Raw genomic sequence first — 16,825 nt, forward strand, 5'->3', positions numbered from 1 at the left:
CTATTATTTTCAATTATACATACCCCCTGTTGGTATGTAGGGAGGAGAAATGATCATGAGTTCAGAAATAAAAGAAGCGAATTTGCAAATTACAGGTATGACGTGTGCAGCCTGTGCAACTCGTATAGAAAAAGGTTTAAATAAAATGGATGGTGTAGAACAAGCGACCGTTAATTTAGCTCTTGAAAAATCATCCATTAAATATGATCCGACAAAATTAAATGAAGAAGACTTTGAAAAGAAAATTGAAGCACTTGGTTATGGTGTCGTGAAACAAAAAACGGAATTCAACATTATGGGCATGACATGTGCAGCCTGTGCTACACGTATAGAGAAGGGTTTAAATAAACTAGCAGGTGTGTCCTCTGCGAACGTAAACTTAGCACTCGAAAAAGCAACAATTGAGTTTAACCCATCTGAGGTGGCGATTGCAGATATTATTGCAAAGGTTGAGAAATTAGGATATGAGGCTCATCAAAAAGCAGATGAGCAAGAAACTGCGGATCATCGTGAGCAGGCTATCAAACAACAGCAAAAAAAATTTATTTTATCGGCTATTCTTTCATTACCATTACTGTGGACGATGGTAGGACATTTCTCATTTACATCATTTTTATATGTCCCTGAATTTTTAATGAATCCGTGGGTACAAATGGTGTTGGCTACTCCTGTTCAATTTATCATCGGGAAGCAATTTTATGTGGGAGCCTACAAAGCTTTACGTAATGGTAGTGCCAATATGGATGTACTTGTAGTAATGGGAACATCTGCGGCATATTTTTATAGTGTATATCAAGCAATTATTACTGTGGGGTCACATCATGCCCCACACCTATATTTTGAAACAAGTGCCGTATTGATTACTTTAATTTTATTAGGAAAATTATTTGAAGCAAAAGCGAAAGGTCGCTCATCTGAAGCAATCAAAAAATTAATGGGCCTTCAGGCAAAAACGGCCATCGTGGTTCGTGACGATGTAGAGAAAGAAGTACCATTAGAAGAAGTAGTCATTGGTGACATTATTTTAGTGAAACCTGGTGAAAAAGTTCCTGTTGATGGTGAGGTATTAGAAGGAACGACAGCTGTAGATGAATCGATGTTAACAGGGGAAAGTTTACCTGTTGATAAAAAGCAAGGTGATTTATTATTCGGTTCTACTATTAATAAAAATGGCTTTATTAAAATGACAGCGACTAAAGTCGGTCGCGATACAGCCTTAGCTCAAATTATTAAAGTTGTAGAAGATGCACAAGGCTCCAAAGCGCCAATCCAGCGTTTAGCAGACCAAATTTCGGGCGTCTTTGTACCAATCGTTGTTGGCATTGCGATTGTCACGTTTTTAATTTGGATTATTTGGGTACGACCTGGTGAATTTACGCCAGCACTTGAAGTATTAATTGCAGTTCTCGTTATCGCTTGTCCATGTGCGCTCGGATTGGCAACACCAACATCTATTATGGCGGGTTCTGGTCGTGCAGCGGAATTTGGTATTTTATTTAAAGGTGGAGAGCATTTAGAGCAAACGCAAAGCATTGATACAGTAGTTGTTGATAAAACAGGTACAGTGACACACGGTAAACCTGTTTTAACGGATGTCATACTAGCGGCAAATCAAGACGAAGCACATTTTTTATCGTTAATTGGTGCAGCAGAGAAGCAATCCGAGCATCCGTTAGCAGAAGCAATTGTTCAAGGAATTGTTGATCGCGATATTGAGCTAGGAGATGTTCAATTCTTTGAAGCAATACCAGGTTACGGTGTGCAAGCGACTGTATCTGGTCAAGGCGTTGTCATCGGTACTCGTAAATTGATGAAGCAATACGGTATTCATATTGATGATATTCTACCAACAATGGAGCAATTAGAGGGAAATGGTAAAACTGCCATGTTAGCTGCAATTAACGGTCAGTATGCTGGTCTAGTAGCAGTTGCTGATACAGTGAAAGGTACTTCAAAAGAAGCGGTTAGTCGTCTACAAGCGATGGGCATTACGGTGATTATGATGACTGGTGATAATGAACGTACAGCACAAGCAATTGGAGCAGAAGTTGGTGTGAATTATGTAATCGCTGAAGTTCTTCCAGAAGGCAAAGCTAATGAAGTGAAAAAACTGCAAGCTACAGGTAAAAAAGTAGCGATGGTTGGTGATGGCATTAACGATGCACCAGCACTTGCGACAGCGAATATAGGAATGGCGATTGGTACCGGTACAGACGTGGCTATGGAAGCAGCGGATATTACGCTAATTCGTGGCGATTTAAACAGTATTGCGGATGCTATCATCATGAGTCGTAAAACAATGCGAAACATTAAACAAAACTTATTCTGGGCATTTGCTTACAATTCATTAGGTATTCCAATTGCCGCAATCGGTTTACTAGCTCCTTGGGTAGCAGGTGCAGCGATGGCTTTTAGTTCAGTATCTGTCGTTTTAAATGCACTGCGTTTACAGCGAGTTAAATTATAATTATGAACAGTTTAGAGGTGTTTTATGGTTAATAAATCTTCAATAACAATGGAGCAATATGTCCATTCAACAAACGCACAACAAAAGCTATATAAGCGTACTCTTTTAATCGTGCTGATGTCGCAAATATTTGGTGGAGCAGGGCTAGCCGCAGGTATTACAGTAGGAGCATTACTAGCAAAGGATATGTTAGGAACAGAAAGCTTTGCAGGTTTACCTTCTGCCCTATTTACCCTTGGCTCTGCATTATCAGCATTTATTGTCGGCCAACTTTCACAGCGTTTAGGTAGACGGTATGGTTTATCGTTTGGATTTATAGCAGGTGGTATAGGTGCAATCGGTGTGATTATTGCGGCTAATATGAACAGTATCGTGTTGTTATTTTTAGCTTTATTTGTGTATGGCGCGGGAACGTCTACAAATTTACAGGCACGTTATGCGGGAACCGATTTAGCAAATGAAAAACAACGTGCAACAGCTACAAGTATAGCGATGGTAGCTACAACGTTCGGAGCAGTTGCAGGGCCTAATTTAGTGACGCCTATGGGGGAAGTCGCAAAAGCACTCAATATGCCCGCATTAGTAGGCCCATTTATTTTAGCCGCTGTTGCATATACTTTAGCAGGTCTTACGCTATTTATTTTTCTTCGTCCAGATCCATTATTAATTGCAAAGGCCATTGCTGCTGAGCAATATAAGCAACAAAGTAAAATGGCTGATGCGTCTGCTACGACAAATAGTCATGTAAATCGTATTGGAATTTTCATAGGAGCGCTTGTATTAGTTTTATCTCATGTTATTATGGTCGCTATTATGACAATGACTCCTATTCATATGCAGGGACATGGAAGCAGTTTAAGTGCTATTGGGATGGTCATAGGATTGCATGTCGCAGCGATGTATTTACCATCCCTTGGAACAGGTCTGCTCGTCGATAAAGTGGGACGAACTTTTGTCGTCATTGCTTCAGGGGTTATTTTGGCAGCGGCAGGTTTGGTTGCAGCATTTGCTCCAGGTGATTCTTTACTTTGGCTAACGGTTGCCCTCATATTACTAGGTTTAGGTTGGAATTTTGGCTTGATTAGTGGTACAGCGATTATTATTGACTCAACGACGATTCACAGCCGCGCAAAAACACAAGGCTCGGTAGATGTTTGGGTTGCTCTCGGTGGCTCAGCAGGTAGTCTACTATCAGGAATTGTCGTAGCGTACACAAGCTATGCGATTTTAGGCTTTATCGGGATGTATGTAGCGTTACTTTTAGTGTCAGTGGTCGTATGGACGAAATACAAAGCTAAAAGCAATTTTAATTGAATCTCCTATACCTTTAGACTGTAGAGAAAAATTAACTAGCTATATAAATGATGGCCCACCTCGGTGGGTCTATTTTTTTTTTTTTGTTTTTTATCATCTGTCTTAATAGAGAAATAGTTTGATTCTGTTTTTCATTTTCTCACTATGATACAATGAAAAGCACTGATTATAAAAACCTCGAGGACGAGGCAATTGACGATAGAATCCATTAGAACATAAAGGAGGAGCTTCTGGTGACGGTTCCATTTGTTACGGTAGAAGGTCCGATTGGTGTTGGTAAAACCTCTTTATCGAAAGAGATTGCAGCGACATTTAATTACCATCTATTAAAAGAAATAGTAGACGAAAACCCTTTTCTAAATAAGTTTTATGAAAACATTGAGGAATGGAGCTTCCAAACGGAAATGTTCTTCTTATGTAATCGCTATAAACAATTATCGGATATAAAAAGTTTCCGTTTAACGCATGATAAACCCGTTGTAGCGGACTACCACATTTTTAAAAATTTAATATTTGCAAAGCGTACATTGGCATCAACTGAGTATGATAAATACGAGGAAATCTATAAAATATTAACGAAAGATATGCCTGTACCTAATGTAGTTGTTTATTTACATGCCAGTGTTGATACGTTGATGAAACGTATTGCGATGCGCGGTCGTGAATTTGAAAAAATGATTTCACGAGATTACATGGAGCAATTGGTGGCAGATTATCATTCCTTTATCGAGCATTTTGAGAAGATGCATCCTGAAATTCCTATTATTCGATTTAATGGTGATCAGCTTGATTTCGTAAAAAATCCAAATGATTTGACATATGTTTTACAAACAATAAAGGACACGTTACAACAAAGGAGTTTGCAATAATGAATTTGAGAGAGAAATACGATATTCCACCACAAACGGTCATTACAATCGCTGGTACGGTTGGTGTAGGGAAATCAACGATGACAAAGGCGTTGGCAGAGGCGCTAAATTTCCGTACGTCATTTGAAAAGGTGGATACGAATCCATATTTAGATAAATTTTATGAGGACTTTGAAAAATGGAGCTTCCATTTACAGGTGTATTTTTTAGCGGAGCGTTTTAAGGAGCAGAAGCGAATCTTTGAATATGGCGGCGGATTTATTCAAGATCGCTCAATCTACGAAGATACAGGGATTTTCGCGAAGATGCACTATGACAAAGGTACAATGAGCCCAACAGATTATGAGACGTATACCAATTTATTTGATGCGATGGTGATGACACCGTACTTCCCGCATCCAGATTTACTTGTTTATCTAGAGGGGCCAATTGATGATGTAATTGGCCGTATTCAAGAGCGTGGACGTTCAATGGAGCAACAAACACCGAATGATTATTGGATTGAAATGCATGAACGCTATGAGAACTGGATCAATAATTTTAATTCATGCCCGGTTCTACGTTTAGATATCAATGATTATGATTTATTAAAAAATCCTGAAGCAATTGAATCAATTGTGAGCCGCATCAGTCATATGCTAAAACAAACGAGTCATTTACGTAAGTAGAAGGTTGATTAAAGCTAATATTTCTAAAACAATGGGAAGATAAATTTTGGCGTTCTGGCCGAAAATGGAGCGACGTGCAGAAACAAGTAATTAAAGAAAATAAATGATCAAAAGACGTGAGACAATATATAGCCTATTGTGTCACGTCTTTTGAGTAGGAGGGATTGTTATAAGAATAGCGGTGTATTGCGGTTCTGGCTTAGGCATAAACCCAATTTATGCAGAGAAAGCAGCCGAATTAGGAACTGTATTAGCTCAAAATGGTCATGGTGTCGTTTATGGTGGTTCGAAAACAGGACTAATGGGGAAAGTTGCAGATGCAGTATTAGAAGCTGGGGGAGACGTTATTGGCGTGATGCCAACTCATTTACAGCAGCGGGAATTAGCACATGCTTCGTTAACAGAGATTCATTTTGTGGAGTCTATGCATGTACGTAAAGCCAAAATGGTAGAGTTAGCAGATGCTTTTATAGCTTTACCCGGTGGTGGTGGGACAATGGATGAATATTTTGAAGTGTTTACGTGGGCGCAAATTGGACTACATGAAAAGCCCGTAATTTTATATAATGTAAATAACTTTTATGATGGGCTTCTACAACATTTTAAGAAAATGCTCGAGGAAGGTTTTATACGCATGGAACAAGAATCACTTATTCGTATAGCTACTACATCGGAAGAAGTATTAAAATTTTTAAAAAAACATGGGTAATATACCCATGTTTTTTCTGCAATAAATAATCTTTATAAATATTTTTATTGGGTTTATTACCATAAAAATTTTAGTTCGCTAATACAATGAAAGAGGTGTAGATTATGCAGACAATAGATACAGAAGTTACTGATGATCATGTAGTGCTGGCAATTGAACGAAATATAGCTATTATTCGTTTTGATATGGAACATAAAGTCGCCTATGTAAATGAACTTTTTGCTAAAACATTAGGCTATAAAGTTGAGGAAATGATAGGAAAAGATCATAAGGATTTTTGTTTAACGGAATTTGCGAATAGCATAGAACACGGAAAATTTTGGCGAAACTTAGCTGCTGGCAATAGCTATCAGGATAAAATCGAAAGAATGGATGCAAGGGGAAATAGAGTTTGGCTTGAGGCTACTTATATGCCTGTCTTTGCTAATAATTCAAGAAAGGTAATTGGCGTATCGAAAATTGCAACAAATATTACTGAACGCCAAAATGAAATTGTTAGTGTAGCTGATACATTAAAGGTTATGTCTAAAGAGCTTCATAGCCGTTCGGAGGCTGGTATTCAAAATAGCGAGGATTTACTGAAAACAGTGAAAGAGGTTTCACAAGAGTCTGCCGATAATGTGAGAAATCTTGCGCAGCTACAGAAGCAAGCGGAATCCATTAAAGGGATTGTAAAGACCATTCAAGAAATTGCTTCTCAGACAAATTTACTTGCACTAAATGCAGCTATTGAAGCAGCAAGAGCTGGTGAGTATGGCCGAGGCTTTGATGTTGTAGCAAAAGAGGTTAGAAAACTTTCTGTAAGGGTGGAGCAATCTATTTCAGAAGTAAAAGATAATGTTGAGGGCATAGAGCGAGAGATTGGACAAGTCACTGAAAGCATCATACGTATAGCTGAAAAAGTTGAAAAAACAAATGGTCAAATTAATGTAACAACGAATGATTTTGTTGAAATTGCTACTGCAGCAGAGGCATTAGATGAACAATCAAGGCATTTTACCGAAATAATTTAACTTATTTCAGCAATTATTTTCTGTACCGAAAGCGTAGCGACAGGTATAGAAGTCCCCCACCTCTATAGGTGACGCAATCAATTATGCCTCGGCATAATTGATTGCAATTTTTTAAATTTTATTTCTCTCTTTTTTACACGCTTCATAAAGAAGAAAAAAATAATTGCAAAAATTAGAGAAAAGGTTAAGGCATGTAATAGATACTCCTCAAACACCTTATTTACATAATTTTCTGATTTATATTGAAATAGTAGATGAGTTTTATTTACAATAATTGTGTAAAGCTTTCATAAATCATAATAGGGGTGTTATAGATGACAAAGGTGGAAGTAAGTTTTAAGCATTTGCCAACGACTGCAGTTTCAGATGCGACAGGAGGACATACGAATTTACGTAGTGATATTAAACCGTTAGCAGATCATTATAAAATTGCTGGCCGTGCGGTAACAGTGCGTTTACCAGATGGTGAAAATGGTGCAGTATTGGAAGCCATTCGAGCTGCTAAAGAAGGGGATATTTTAGTAATTGACGCTAAAGGGAATACCAACCGTGCAGTTGCCGGTGATTTTGTTCTTTCATTAGCGAAGGGTATTGGTGTACAAGGTTTTGTCGTAGATGGTGTTATTCGTGATATTGCAGCTATTCGTGAGCTAGATTTTCCTGTATTCTCCCTTGGCACAACGGTAGCAGCTGGCAATAAAAACGGTGGTGGAAAAATAAATGTTCCTATTGCTATTGGAGGCGTTACTGTTCATCCTGGTGATTATATTATTGGGGATGTGGACGGTGTCGTTGTCGTGCCGCAGGAAGATGCAGAACGAATTGTTGCAGCTGCTGAGGTAAAGCTTGAAAAAGATGAAATACGCGCACAAGAAGCACATGCAAATGGAAAAGAATCTATTATCGCTTATTTAGATAAAGTTTTAACTTCTCTCAGCTAATGTTTTTTGTAGCGAAAGCAAAGCGTCAGCTACAGAAGTCTCCCTCCTCTTTAGGTAGTGAGATGAATGCGGATTTAAGCTACTTTTCAGCGGGTGTCCAAACACCCGCTGAAATAGAGGAACTCAGTCTAAGAACGCCACGTCCTGTGGCAATTTATCTGTGCGAAAGCGAAGCGGCAGCAACAACACACGACTGAGTGACCAACATCATGCTGCTGACGCTACGCTTTCGCGCAAAAAAACATCTGTTGGCCTAAAACCTCCGGCGGATGTCACGGAATCGGAAAGGAGTTCTTAAAGGATGTTAGCCTAAAATCATCGCATCCATGCGATAACGGCTAACTGACCTGCATCGGTAAAAACGCCACGTCCTGTGGCATTACCGAAATGACCGACATCGTGTCGGCCCTCGTGCAGGCCTAAGCACAAAGCCGATTCCGGACGCAATTATGCCGAGGTATAATTGATCAAATTAAAAAAACCCTCACGATGCCATCCATACATCGTGAGGATTTTTTTAATTTTTATGCTAAATTTTCATTTTCTTTAAAGTAATTTTTCATTTTCTCTGAATCGAAACGGCCTTCCCATTTCGCCATTACTAATGACGCAAGTGAGTTACCAATTACGTTAACGACTGTACGTCCCATATCAAGAATACGATCGATACCTGCGATGAATGCTAAACCTTCAATTGGAATGCCGACAGTACCTAAAGTTGCTAGAAGTACAACGAATGATACTCCTGGAACACCTGCAATCCCTTTAGATGTAACCATTAATACAAGCATTAACGTAATTTGTTCACCAATGCTTAGGTGAATACCGTACATTTGAGCAATAAATAATGCAGCAATAGCTTGGTACAGTGTAGAACCATCTAAGTTAAAGGAGTAACCGGTTGGAATAACAAAGGATACGATATCCTTTGGAGCACCTAGTTTCTCCATTTTCAACATAATTCGCGGTAATACAGCTTCAGAACTTGCTGTTGAGAACGCTAAAATCAGCTCATCTTTTAGTACTTTGATTAAGAAGAAGATACTGATACCTGCAAATTTGGCCACAAGACCAAGAACGACAAAAATAAAGAATAGCATTGTTGCATAAACAAGTATAGCAAGTTTGCCAAGTGGTATTAGTGAAGCGAATCCATATTTGGAAACGGTTACACCGATTAAACCAAATACCCCAATTGGAGCGAATTTCATTACGAGGTTAGTTACCCAGAACATAGTATCTGCTACCCCTTGGAAGAAGTTTAATACTGGTTTACCTCGTTCGCCAATGGCAGCAACCCCTAAACCAAAAATAACTGAGAAGAAAATAATAGCAAGCATATCACCTTCAGACATTGCCTGAATGATATTTGTCGGTACTATGCCCACAATAATATCAAATGGTCCTTCATGCTGTACTTCTTCTGTAGTTGCAACGTATTTCGAAATATCTCCTTTAGAGAGCTCGTTCATGTTTATGCCCGCGCCTGGTTGGAATAAGTTTGCGGAAAGTAAACCAATTACAATTGCTACTGTTGTAATAATTTCGAAGTAAATAAGCGATTTTCCGCCTAATCGTCCAAGCTGTTTCATATCTCCAGTTCCAGCAACACCGACGATTAAAGTTGAAATAATAATCGGTACAACGATCATTTTAATTAGATGAAGGAAAATATCACCTAGAGGTTGTAAATATGTTTCGATTTTTGGGCTTCCATAAAATATTCCGCCAACAATAATCCCTAAAATCAAACCGACTAAAATTTGAGTGGCTAAACTGATTCTAAATTTCTTCTTCAAAACCTTAGTACCTCCTAATATTAAAATTTTTAGGACTTGCCTTACTTTAATAATACGGAGGACTTATGAAATCCGACAAAATCCGAGAAAATTAATTTAATTTAGTTAAAATGTCTGAATATAATACCTGAATAAACTTCTTAATATTAACCTTTGCCTTGCGATTTTTGTGATCTTCTATCTGGGTCATAAGCAGACGAATTTCTTTAAAGTCAAAGTATCGAGGTGCATAATATTCAAATTCGGAGTTTGTATAATCTACGACACCTAAATTGGCGAGATTTATCATCGCTGCTAATATAGTACGGCGCACACGCTGTTCAATAGCTTTGCTTTCCTTCAAAATTTCATCTGGTGTAGCCTTTGTGACAACTGCAATCTCCTCATAAAGCTCCTTTAATGGTGGAAGTGGTGCAATTTTGTGCTGATGAGCAAGTAATGTTTCGATGATAGCTATAATATCTTCGCTTCCGATCTCACCAACGATACCCATATCATTTAAGATAGATTGAGTATGATCGCGTGAAGTTGCTTTATGATTTATTTGTTCACTTAGATCAATATTTGTAAGTGATTGGCGAATAATAAGCAATGAGTTTTTTAGGCGAAATTGTTCAGTTGTTTTACGTAAAACATTCTCAACCTCAATACGATTTATAGGTTTATGAATAAAGAAATCTATACCCTGCTCATATGCCTCACCTACCATTTCCTTATTCACTACTTGAGAAATCATGACAAATTGTCCCTCAAAACGATTTTGAATAAGGTGCTCGACTGTTGCTATCCCATCCAGCTTAGGCATAAGTAAATCGATCAACACAAATTCTGGCTGTGTCATTAAAATTTGTGGAATGGCGTCCTCACCATTGCGTGCTTCACCAATAACTGTACCTAAGCCACTATCTTCAATAATTTGCTTTAACATGACCCGACTTGCACGATCATCATCTACAATAAAATACCTCATTTAAGTCTCTCCCGTTTGAATAGTTTGCGTAGGAATTGCAATTTTAAACATCGTGTTTTGATTGTTTGATTCAACGGATATTGAGCCATTTAATTTATTTACTAATTCAACAACATGTGAAAGCCCAATACCTGTTGCTGCGACACCGTCTACATTGTATTTTGTGGTGTATCCAGGTTCAAAAATAATAGAGAGATTACTTTGCGGAATGCCCTTCCCATTATCACATACTGTTATTACAGTATCATCCTGTTGCTGCTGAATGGCAATAGAAATGATACCTTGATTTTCAATTGATTCAATAGCATTAGCTGTTAAATTATTCAAAAGTGCAAGCAATGCAATATGTTCTTTCGTTTGAAAATCGATTTCAATATTTATGTTAAACTCAATTTCTTTTCCGAGAAAATCAGCGTACTTACTGTTTCCATCTTCAATATAATGTAATAATTCTGACAATCTCAGGGAGCCGAAGCTCTTTTCACCAACAATTTTAGAAATACCTGCATAAATGCGTTGGGAATCCTTCTTCACTTCATGAATTTCCTGGGCAATATGAAGTGCCTGTAAACTTTCTGCACGATAGCCTAGCGATTTTAATTGTCTATATAATTCAAACCCACTGGCTGTAATTGCTTCTATGTGGTTCATAGATTTTTTTAAATAAAGTGTCTCAACATATAAATCTGAGCCGATCGTAAGCATTTCCTGAACACGTTTTTTTTGCTCAGCAATTAAAATGGAACTATAAATACCAACAACAAAAAAACTACGTAATAAAGCAACTGCTAATAGTATAAGTAAATCATGAAGGAGTAAAAAAGTGTAAGAATTTATTAGAAAACGAAATAGTTGTTCCACTAAATTACTGAATACTTCACTAAACGCAACTAGCAATCCAAGCAATAGTGGTTTTTCTCTATATTGATGAATGCTTAGAATTTGTAGGCATATTGCAAACAATATATAAAATGCAGCAGCAGGTAAATGTATTAGTAAACTATCGACTAATGGAACATCATGTAAAGAGTAATTAATGATAACTCGAAAAATGGTTGTCACGATGCTCGTAGTAAATCCAGCCAAAATGATAGGTGTAGGTCTAAGCAGTGTGCATAAAAAGAAAATAATACTTCCAAATCCGAAACGAAAAGTTGTATCAGCGAAAGGCATTATTTTAATCTCACTACCGATAGCAGTTAACAGAGCAATTGTGAAAATCCAAGTGAGGGAAGCGCGAGATATGTAAAATTTCGAGTGCATAAAAAAATCCTCCCTAATCAATATTAACGGAGCAGTATAGCAAAGAAAAGGTAAGCTAAAGAGCTCGTTTGCGTGTTTGAAATAAAGGTAATTGTACCACTACTTTAGATGTTGTGTTGGGGCGGAACGTGACTTCGAAACGAAAGCGCATTTGTTTAGATGAAATAATACTATAGATTATTCCCGTTTATAAAATCATACTTTACAATAAAAAAATACCACAACCTAAGTGGAAGTGGCATCTAGTAAGTGTTTCATACAATTTTTAGGCAAAAAAAAACGGCTACATTCGTAGTCGGAATTTTAAAACTGGAGGAGGTAGAGGGATTCGAACCCCCGCGCGGTGTTACCCGCCTGTCGGTTTTCAAGACCGATCCCTTCAGCCAGACTTGGGTATACCTCCATGTTGTTTTGTTACGTTGTCTCATCGACAAAAATAAATTTATCATATTTTAAAATTCGCGTCAACAGATTTTTTATTTTTTTTATAATTTCTTATTTACAGTGCTGATAGAATATTCCACACAAATATTATGTGTATTAAGTTGCAATTTATGAAAACAGCCAGTATACTAGATATTGCCGTGCTAGGTGGGAAGGTAGCGGTGTCCTGTAACTCGCAATCCGCTCTAGCGAGACTGAATTCCTTTTTCGAGGCTGTCCGTATTGTTTGGTCTGCCTTTTGCACGTAGTGTTGACGATTGGGTCCTGCGCAATGGATACCCATGAACTATGTCAGGTCCGGAAGGAAGCAGCATTAAGTGGTCTTATTCATGTGCCGCGGGGTTGCCTAATCTGAGCTAACGACAAGAGTAACGCTTATGTGCGGCTGTCGAAGAAAGGTGCACGGCATTAAATTGCCAATTCAAACGCATCCGTCTACAAAAGGCGGATGCGTTTTTTTTATGATTTTACAATATTTGTTGGGATGGAAGGGTACTCTCCAGAACGTTTAAGGAGGATTCACATCAGCCTTCGCTATGGGAAGTGAGAGAGATCGTCCCGAATTTTTAGAAAAGCGATAACACTATTTTATAAATAATGAAGCAAATGCTATAATAGAACTATTCTATATAATGAAGAAAAGGAGAGGAAACCATTGACGTATCAAGCATTTTATCGTGTGTATCGACCGCAATCATTCCGAGAAATGTCTGGTCAAGCACATGTCAAAAGAACGCTACAAAATGCTCTCCTAGCGAATAAAACAACGCATGCTTATTTATTTTCCGGCCCACGTGGTACCGGGAAAACAAGTACAGCTAAAATTTTTGCAAAGGCTTTAAACTGTGAGCATGCACCATCAAATGAGCCTTGTAATGAATGTGCTACTTGTTTAAGCATTACGGAAGGTTCTCACCCGGATGTTATTGAATTTGACGCGGCGTCTAATTCACGCGTTGAAGAAATACGTGACATCATTGAGAAAGTTCGATTTGCTCCTGCTAGTAGCAGATATAAAGTGTATATCATTGATGAAGTGCATATGCTTTCTACGAGTGCTTTCAATGCACTTTTAAAGACATTAGAAGAACCACCTTCTCATGCTGTATTTATTTTAGCAACGACAGAGCCTCACAAATTGCCTGCAACGATTATTTCTCGTTGTCAGCGCTTTGATTTCAAGCGTCTTTCAACCAATGATATTATTGAGCGCATGAAAGTTGTATTAGAGGATATTGAGTTACCATTTGAGGAGCAAGGTTTGAAGGTAATCGCACAATCAGCAGCTGGTGGTATGCGTGATGCTTTAAGTTTATTAGATCAGGTTGTATCCTTCAGTGGAGAAAAGTTGAAGCTAGAGGATACATTACTTGTTACAGGTTCTATTAGTCAGGAAGTTTTCTATGAATTAGCAGAAGCTCTAAAAGTAAAAGATGTCGCACAAATGCTTGCGTTATTAGAACAGCTTATTGCGGATGGGAAAGATCCTCTTCGCCTTTCAGAGGACCTGATTACATTTTTCCGGGACTTATTATTACTGCAAACAAGTGAGGATTTGGCTGAATTATTAGAGCTAGTATCACCAGAGGAGCGAGTATTTACATTAGCGCATGATTTTGCACCCGATTTGCTATATGGCTACATTGATATTTTAGCGAAAACACAGCAAGAAATGCGGTTCTCCCACCATACAAAGATTTACTTAGAAACAGCATTACTTAAAATGGTGCAATTTTCGGGTGGGGCAGTTGGTCAAACTACCACTTCAGGTGAGGTAGCGATGAGCCCTGAGCTTGCTCAAAAAATCGTGGCACTTGAGCAGGTGGTGCAACAACTGTCAGCTCAATTACAAGCCGGTGCTCCTATGCAAACAACGCAAGCACCAAAAGAGCAACGTCCTCGAGCTAAAAGTCCAAATGGATATAAAGCACCAACAGGTCGTATTCTAGAGGTGCTAAAGGATGCTACAAAGCAAGATGTGCAACGTATCAAATCGGTTTGGGCACAGGCATTAAGCCAAATGCAAAAATCTCAGTCAGCTCTTTTAGCAGAGGCTGAACCTGTTGCGGCATCTTCAAGTGCTTTTGTGTTAAAATTCAAGTATGATATTCATTGTCAAATGGTTGCTGATAATCAATCCCTAAAAGCTCAATTCACACAATTAATTGCAGGGCAAAGTGGTACTATGTACGAAATGCTTTGTACGCCTGAAGAGGCTTGGTTAAAATTACGTGAAGAGTTTATTCGTGATCATGGCTTACAGCAGCAGAAGAAATCTCAGAATGAGACCGATCATGAAGTAGAATTATTAGAGCCACCACCGGCAGAAGTGCCAGAAGGGCCGTTTATCGACGATGCTCAACCACTTGCTTCACAAGATCCGCTTGTGACGGAAGCAGAAAAGCTGTTTGGTAAAGATTTTATTGAAATTGTTGAAGACTAATCATTTAGGAGGAATATGTTTATGCGTGGAATGGGAAATATGCAAGGTATGATGAAAAAAATGCAAAAAATGCAAAAGGAAATGATGGAGGCTCAAGAGGCTTTGAATGCAGAGCAATTTGAAGGTTCTGCTGGCGGCGGTATGGTGAAAGTAAGTGTAACTGGTCAACGTGAAATCGTAGAAGTAAATCTTGATCCATCAGTAGTAGATCCAGACGATATCGAAATGCTACAAGATTTAATCGTTGTTGCTACAAATGAAGCATTGAAAAAAGTAGATGAAAAAACAAATGCAACAATGGGTAAATTCACTCAGGGCATGAACCTTCCATTCTAGGAGGTAAATAAATGTACTATCCAGAACCAATATCGAAACTGATTGATAGTTTTATGAAATTGCCAGGTATCGGGCCGAAGACCGCGGCTCGTCTGGCGTTTTTTGTATTAACAATGAAAGAGGATGACGTTTTATCCTTTTCAAAGGCATTAATTGATGCTAAACGAAATTTAAGCTACTGCTCCGTATGTGGCAACATAACTGATGTAGATCCATGCCATATTTGTACGGACAAACAACGAAATCATTCTATTATTTGTGTTGTTCAAGATACAAAAGATGTAATTGCGATGGAAAAAATGCGTGATTTCAATGGTATGTATCATGTATTACAGGGAGCTATTTCACCTATGGATGGTATTGGTCCAGAGGATATTAATGTCGCTTCCCTACTAGTTCGTTTGCAAGATGAGGCTGTTCAGGAGCTTATTTTAGCTACGAATTCAACTATTGAAGGCGAGGCAACAGCTATGTATATTTCTCGTTTAGTGAAGCCATCTGGCATTCGAACAACACGGATCGCTCATGGACTACCAGTAGGTGGGGATTTAGAATATGCAGATGAAGTAACGTTATCGAAGGCAATGGAAGGTCGCCGAGAATTGTGAGTGAGGGATTAATATGTTCTTCCGCAGTAAGGGGAAATTAAAAAAAGAATTCGACGACAAGCTTGTGAGTCTTATAAAAGAAACAAAAGAGGATTTACAGCAGGCAAAGATAATTGAAGAACTACTAGATGACTATGATTTAGAAGTAATTGCTCAAAAGAAGGCAGCGGAGAGTATACATTTTTATTTATTCAAAGAAGCTAGAATTCGGAGAGTATTAATTAAATAATAGTTTTTTAACTTATTTCAGCGGGTGTCACGGAATCGGAAAGGAGTTCATGTAGGATGTTAGCCTAAAATCATCGCATCCATGCGATAACGGCTAACTGACCTGCATCACGCAGGCCTAAGTACAAAGCCGAATCCGGACGAAATTATGCCGAGGTATAATTGATATTCATAGAAGCAAAACAGGAAACATAAACTTTCATAATTATATTGCTAAGGGGGAAACCATATGTCGTGGTTAGTAATTATGAGCTTTTGTGTGCCTGTAGTGCTTCTTTTTCTTTATATAATAATAAGACATGCCAAGATGGGTAAAATTTTAGAAGGAATGTCTGTGTTTTGGTTTAGATTTGCTTTTGCCTTTCTACTATTATTCATTATTCACTTAGGTATAGGGTATGCTGGCTATAATGTACCAATCAATCTATTTTCAGTGTTCACAATTGCAATATTAGGTATTCCGGGTGTACTAGGAATAACTGCTTTAATATTTTTTTTATAAAATGCTTGCAAAACAAAAATATTGTAGTATAGTAATAAGAGTCGTTAAGATAACTGTTTGGAAAACAAATGAATTTTAAGTTGAATAATTTAGTTGTTGACATCGAGTATGCGACGTGATATTATATAAGAGTTGCTGTTGAAGAAACGGTAACGAAATGAACCTTGAAAACTGAACAAGCAAAACGTAATCAATAAAGTTTTTAGTAACTAACCTTGAGTTGGTGAACGAAACAAAATTTTGGACATCAA

Annotated in this window: 15 protein-coding genes, 1 tRNA gene and 1 other RNA gene; 13 read left to right on the forward strand and 4 right to left on the reverse strand. The window is 38.1% G+C overall.

Annotated elements, in window-relative coordinates:
- Positions 1-55 precede the first annotated feature (55 nt).
- The 7 genes from ABH968_RS26410 to ABH968_RS26445 all read left to right on the forward strand — a co-directional run bounded on the left by ABH968_RS26410 (position 56) and on the right by ABH968_RS26445 (position 7,981).
- Positions 56-2,467: a heavy metal translocating P-type ATPase gene (locus tag ABH968_RS26410; protein WP_370048806.1), complete on the forward strand. Its 2,412-nt coding sequence runs from the start codon at positions 56-58 to the stop codon at positions 2,465-2,467.
- A 24-nt stretch (positions 2,468-2,491) separates the two neighbouring features.
- Positions 2,492-3,781, forward strand: a complete 1,290-nt coding sequence (locus ABH968_RS26415; RefSeq protein WP_370048807.1) for an MFS transporter — start codon at positions 2,492-2,494, stop codon at positions 3,779-3,781.
- A gap of 233 nt (positions 3,782-4,014) precedes the next feature.
- On the forward strand, positions 4,015-4,650 hold the full coding sequence (locus ABH968_RS26420; protein ID WP_370048809.1) for a deoxynucleoside kinase: 636 nt from the start codon (positions 4,015-4,017) through the stop codon (positions 4,648-4,650).
- Complete coding sequence (locus ABH968_RS26425; RefSeq protein ID WP_370048811.1) at positions 4,650-5,318, forward strand: deoxynucleoside kinase; 669 nt, start codon at positions 4,650-4,652, stop codon at positions 5,316-5,318. Before ABH968_RS26420 ends, ABH968_RS26425 begins: the two co-directional genes overlap by 1 nt.
- Before the next feature lie 181 nt (positions 5,319-5,499).
- Entirely contained in the window at positions 5,500-6,027 is a 528-nt protein-coding gene (locus tag ABH968_RS26430) for an LOG family protein (RefSeq protein ID WP_370048813.1), read from the forward strand.
- A gap of 104 nt (positions 6,028-6,131) precedes the next feature.
- Positions 6,132-7,040 (forward strand): methyl-accepting chemotaxis protein, encoded by a 909-nt coding sequence (locus ABH968_RS27880; protein ID WP_483308132.1) that lies wholly within the window; start codon positions 6,132-6,134, stop codon positions 7,038-7,040.
- A gap of 314 nt (positions 7,041-7,354) precedes the next feature.
- Positions 7,355-7,981, forward strand: a complete 627-nt coding sequence (locus ABH968_RS26445; protein WP_370048814.1) for an RraA family protein — start codon at positions 7,355-7,357, stop codon at positions 7,979-7,981.
- 524 nt (positions 7,982-8,505) lie between these two features.
- On the opposite strand, the gene ABH968_RS26450 is transcribed toward ABH968_RS26445, so the two are convergent.
- The 4 genes from ABH968_RS26450 to ABH968_RS26465 form a co-directional block, all read right to left on the reverse strand.
- Positions 8,506-9,780 (reverse strand): cation:dicarboxylate symporter family transporter, encoded by a 1,275-nt coding sequence (locus ABH968_RS26450; protein WP_370048816.1) that lies wholly within the window; start codon positions 9,778-9,780, stop codon positions 8,506-8,508.
- A 91-nt stretch (positions 9,781-9,871) separates the two neighbouring features.
- A complete protein-coding gene (locus tag ABH968_RS26455) occupies positions 9,872-10,750 on the reverse strand; it encodes a response regulator (protein ID WP_370048818.1) in 879 nt (292 codons plus the stop codon).
- Positions 10,751-12,013 carry an ATP-binding protein gene (locus ABH968_RS26460; RefSeq protein ID WP_370048820.1) on the reverse strand — a complete coding sequence of 421 codons (1,263 nt, stop codon included), beginning with the start codon at positions 12,011-12,013 and terminating at the stop codon, positions 10,751-10,753.
- Between the two features lie 310 nt (positions 12,014-12,323).
- Positions 12,324-12,416, reverse strand: a tRNA-Ser gene (locus ABH968_RS26465).
- Positions 12,417-12,595: 179 nt separating this feature from the next.
- Between ABH968_RS26465 and ffs the strand changes: the two genes are divergently transcribed.
- The 6 genes from ffs to ABH968_RS26495 all read left to right on the forward strand — a co-directional run bounded on the left by ffs (position 12,596) and on the right by ABH968_RS26495 (position 16,574).
- Positions 12,596-12,863, forward strand: an RNA gene (gene ffs, locus ABH968_RS26470) — signal recognition particle sRNA large type.
- 249 nt (positions 12,864-13,112) lie between these two features.
- Complete coding sequence (dnaX, locus tag ABH968_RS26475) at positions 13,113-14,900, forward strand: DNA polymerase III subunit gamma/tau (RefSeq protein ID WP_370048822.1); 1,788 nt, start codon at positions 13,113-13,115, stop codon at positions 14,898-14,900.
- Positions 14,901-14,921: 21 nt separating this feature from the next.
- Entirely contained in the window at positions 14,922-15,236 is a 315-nt protein-coding gene (locus ABH968_RS26480; RefSeq protein WP_370048824.1) for a YbaB/EbfC family nucleoid-associated protein, read from the forward strand.
- An 11-nt stretch (positions 15,237-15,247) separates the two neighbouring features.
- Positions 15,248-15,844 (forward strand): recombination mediator RecR, encoded by a 597-nt coding sequence (gene recR, locus ABH968_RS26485; protein ID WP_370048826.1) that lies wholly within the window; start codon positions 15,248-15,250, stop codon positions 15,842-15,844.
- A gap of 13 nt (positions 15,845-15,857) precedes the next feature.
- Complete coding sequence (locus ABH968_RS26490) at positions 15,858-16,073, forward strand: YaaL family protein (protein ID WP_370048828.1); 216 nt, start codon at positions 15,858-15,860, stop codon at positions 16,071-16,073.
- Positions 16,074-16,301: 228 nt separating this feature from the next.
- Positions 16,302-16,574 (forward strand): pro-sigmaK processing inhibitor BofA family protein, encoded by a 273-nt coding sequence (locus tag ABH968_RS26495; protein WP_370048830.1) that lies wholly within the window; start codon positions 16,302-16,304, stop codon positions 16,572-16,574.
- Positions 16,575-16,825 lie beyond the last annotated feature (251 nt).

The sequence above is a fragment of the Lysinibacillus sp. RC79 genome (genome assembly GCF_041262405.1).
Lineage (GTDB): Bacteria > Bacillota > Bacilli > Bacillales_A > Planococcaceae > Lysinibacillus.

What these genes read in the sequence shown, in the direction of transcription:
- ABH968_RS26410 (WP_370048806.1), top strand. Translation starts at nt 56, where the DNA reads ATGAGTTCAGAAATAAAAGAAGCGAATTTGCAAATTACAGGTATGACG.
- ABH968_RS26415 (WP_370048807.1), top strand. Translation starts at nt 2,492, where the DNA reads ATGGTTAATAAATCTTCAATAACAATGGAGCAATATGTCCATTCAACA.
- ABH968_RS26425 (WP_370048811.1), top strand. Translation starts at nt 4,650, where the DNA reads ATGAATTTGAGAGAGAAATACGATATTCCACCACAAACGGTCATTACA.
- ABH968_RS27880 (WP_483308132.1), top strand. Translation starts at nt 6,132, where the DNA reads ATGCAGACAATAGATACAGAAGTTACTGATGATCATGTAGTGCTGGCA.
- ABH968_RS26445 (WP_370048814.1), top strand. Translation starts at nt 7,355, where the DNA reads ATGACAAAGGTGGAAGTAAGTTTTAAGCATTTGCCAACGACTGCAGTT.
- ABH968_RS26455 (WP_370048818.1), bottom strand. Translation starts at nt 10,750, where the DNA reads ATGAGGTATTTTATTGTAGATGATGATCGTGCAAGTCGGGTCATGTTA.
- ABH968_RS26460 (WP_370048820.1), bottom strand. Translation starts at nt 12,013, where the DNA reads ATGCACTCGAAATTTTACATATCTCGCGCTTCCCTCACTTGGATTTTC.
- ABH968_RS26480 (WP_370048824.1), top strand. Translation starts at nt 14,922, where the DNA reads ATGCGTGGAATGGGAAATATGCAAGGTATGATGAAAAAAATGCAAAAA.
- recR (WP_370048826.1), top strand. Translation starts at nt 15,248, where the DNA reads ATGTACTATCCAGAACCAATATCGAAACTGATTGATAGTTTTATGAAA.
- ABH968_RS26490 (WP_370048828.1), top strand. Translation starts at nt 15,858, where the DNA reads ATGTTCTTCCGCAGTAAGGGGAAATTAAAAAAAGAATTCGACGACAAG.
- ABH968_RS26495 (WP_370048830.1), top strand. Translation starts at nt 16,302, where the DNA reads ATGTCGTGGTTAGTAATTATGAGCTTTTGTGTGCCTGTAGTGCTTCTT.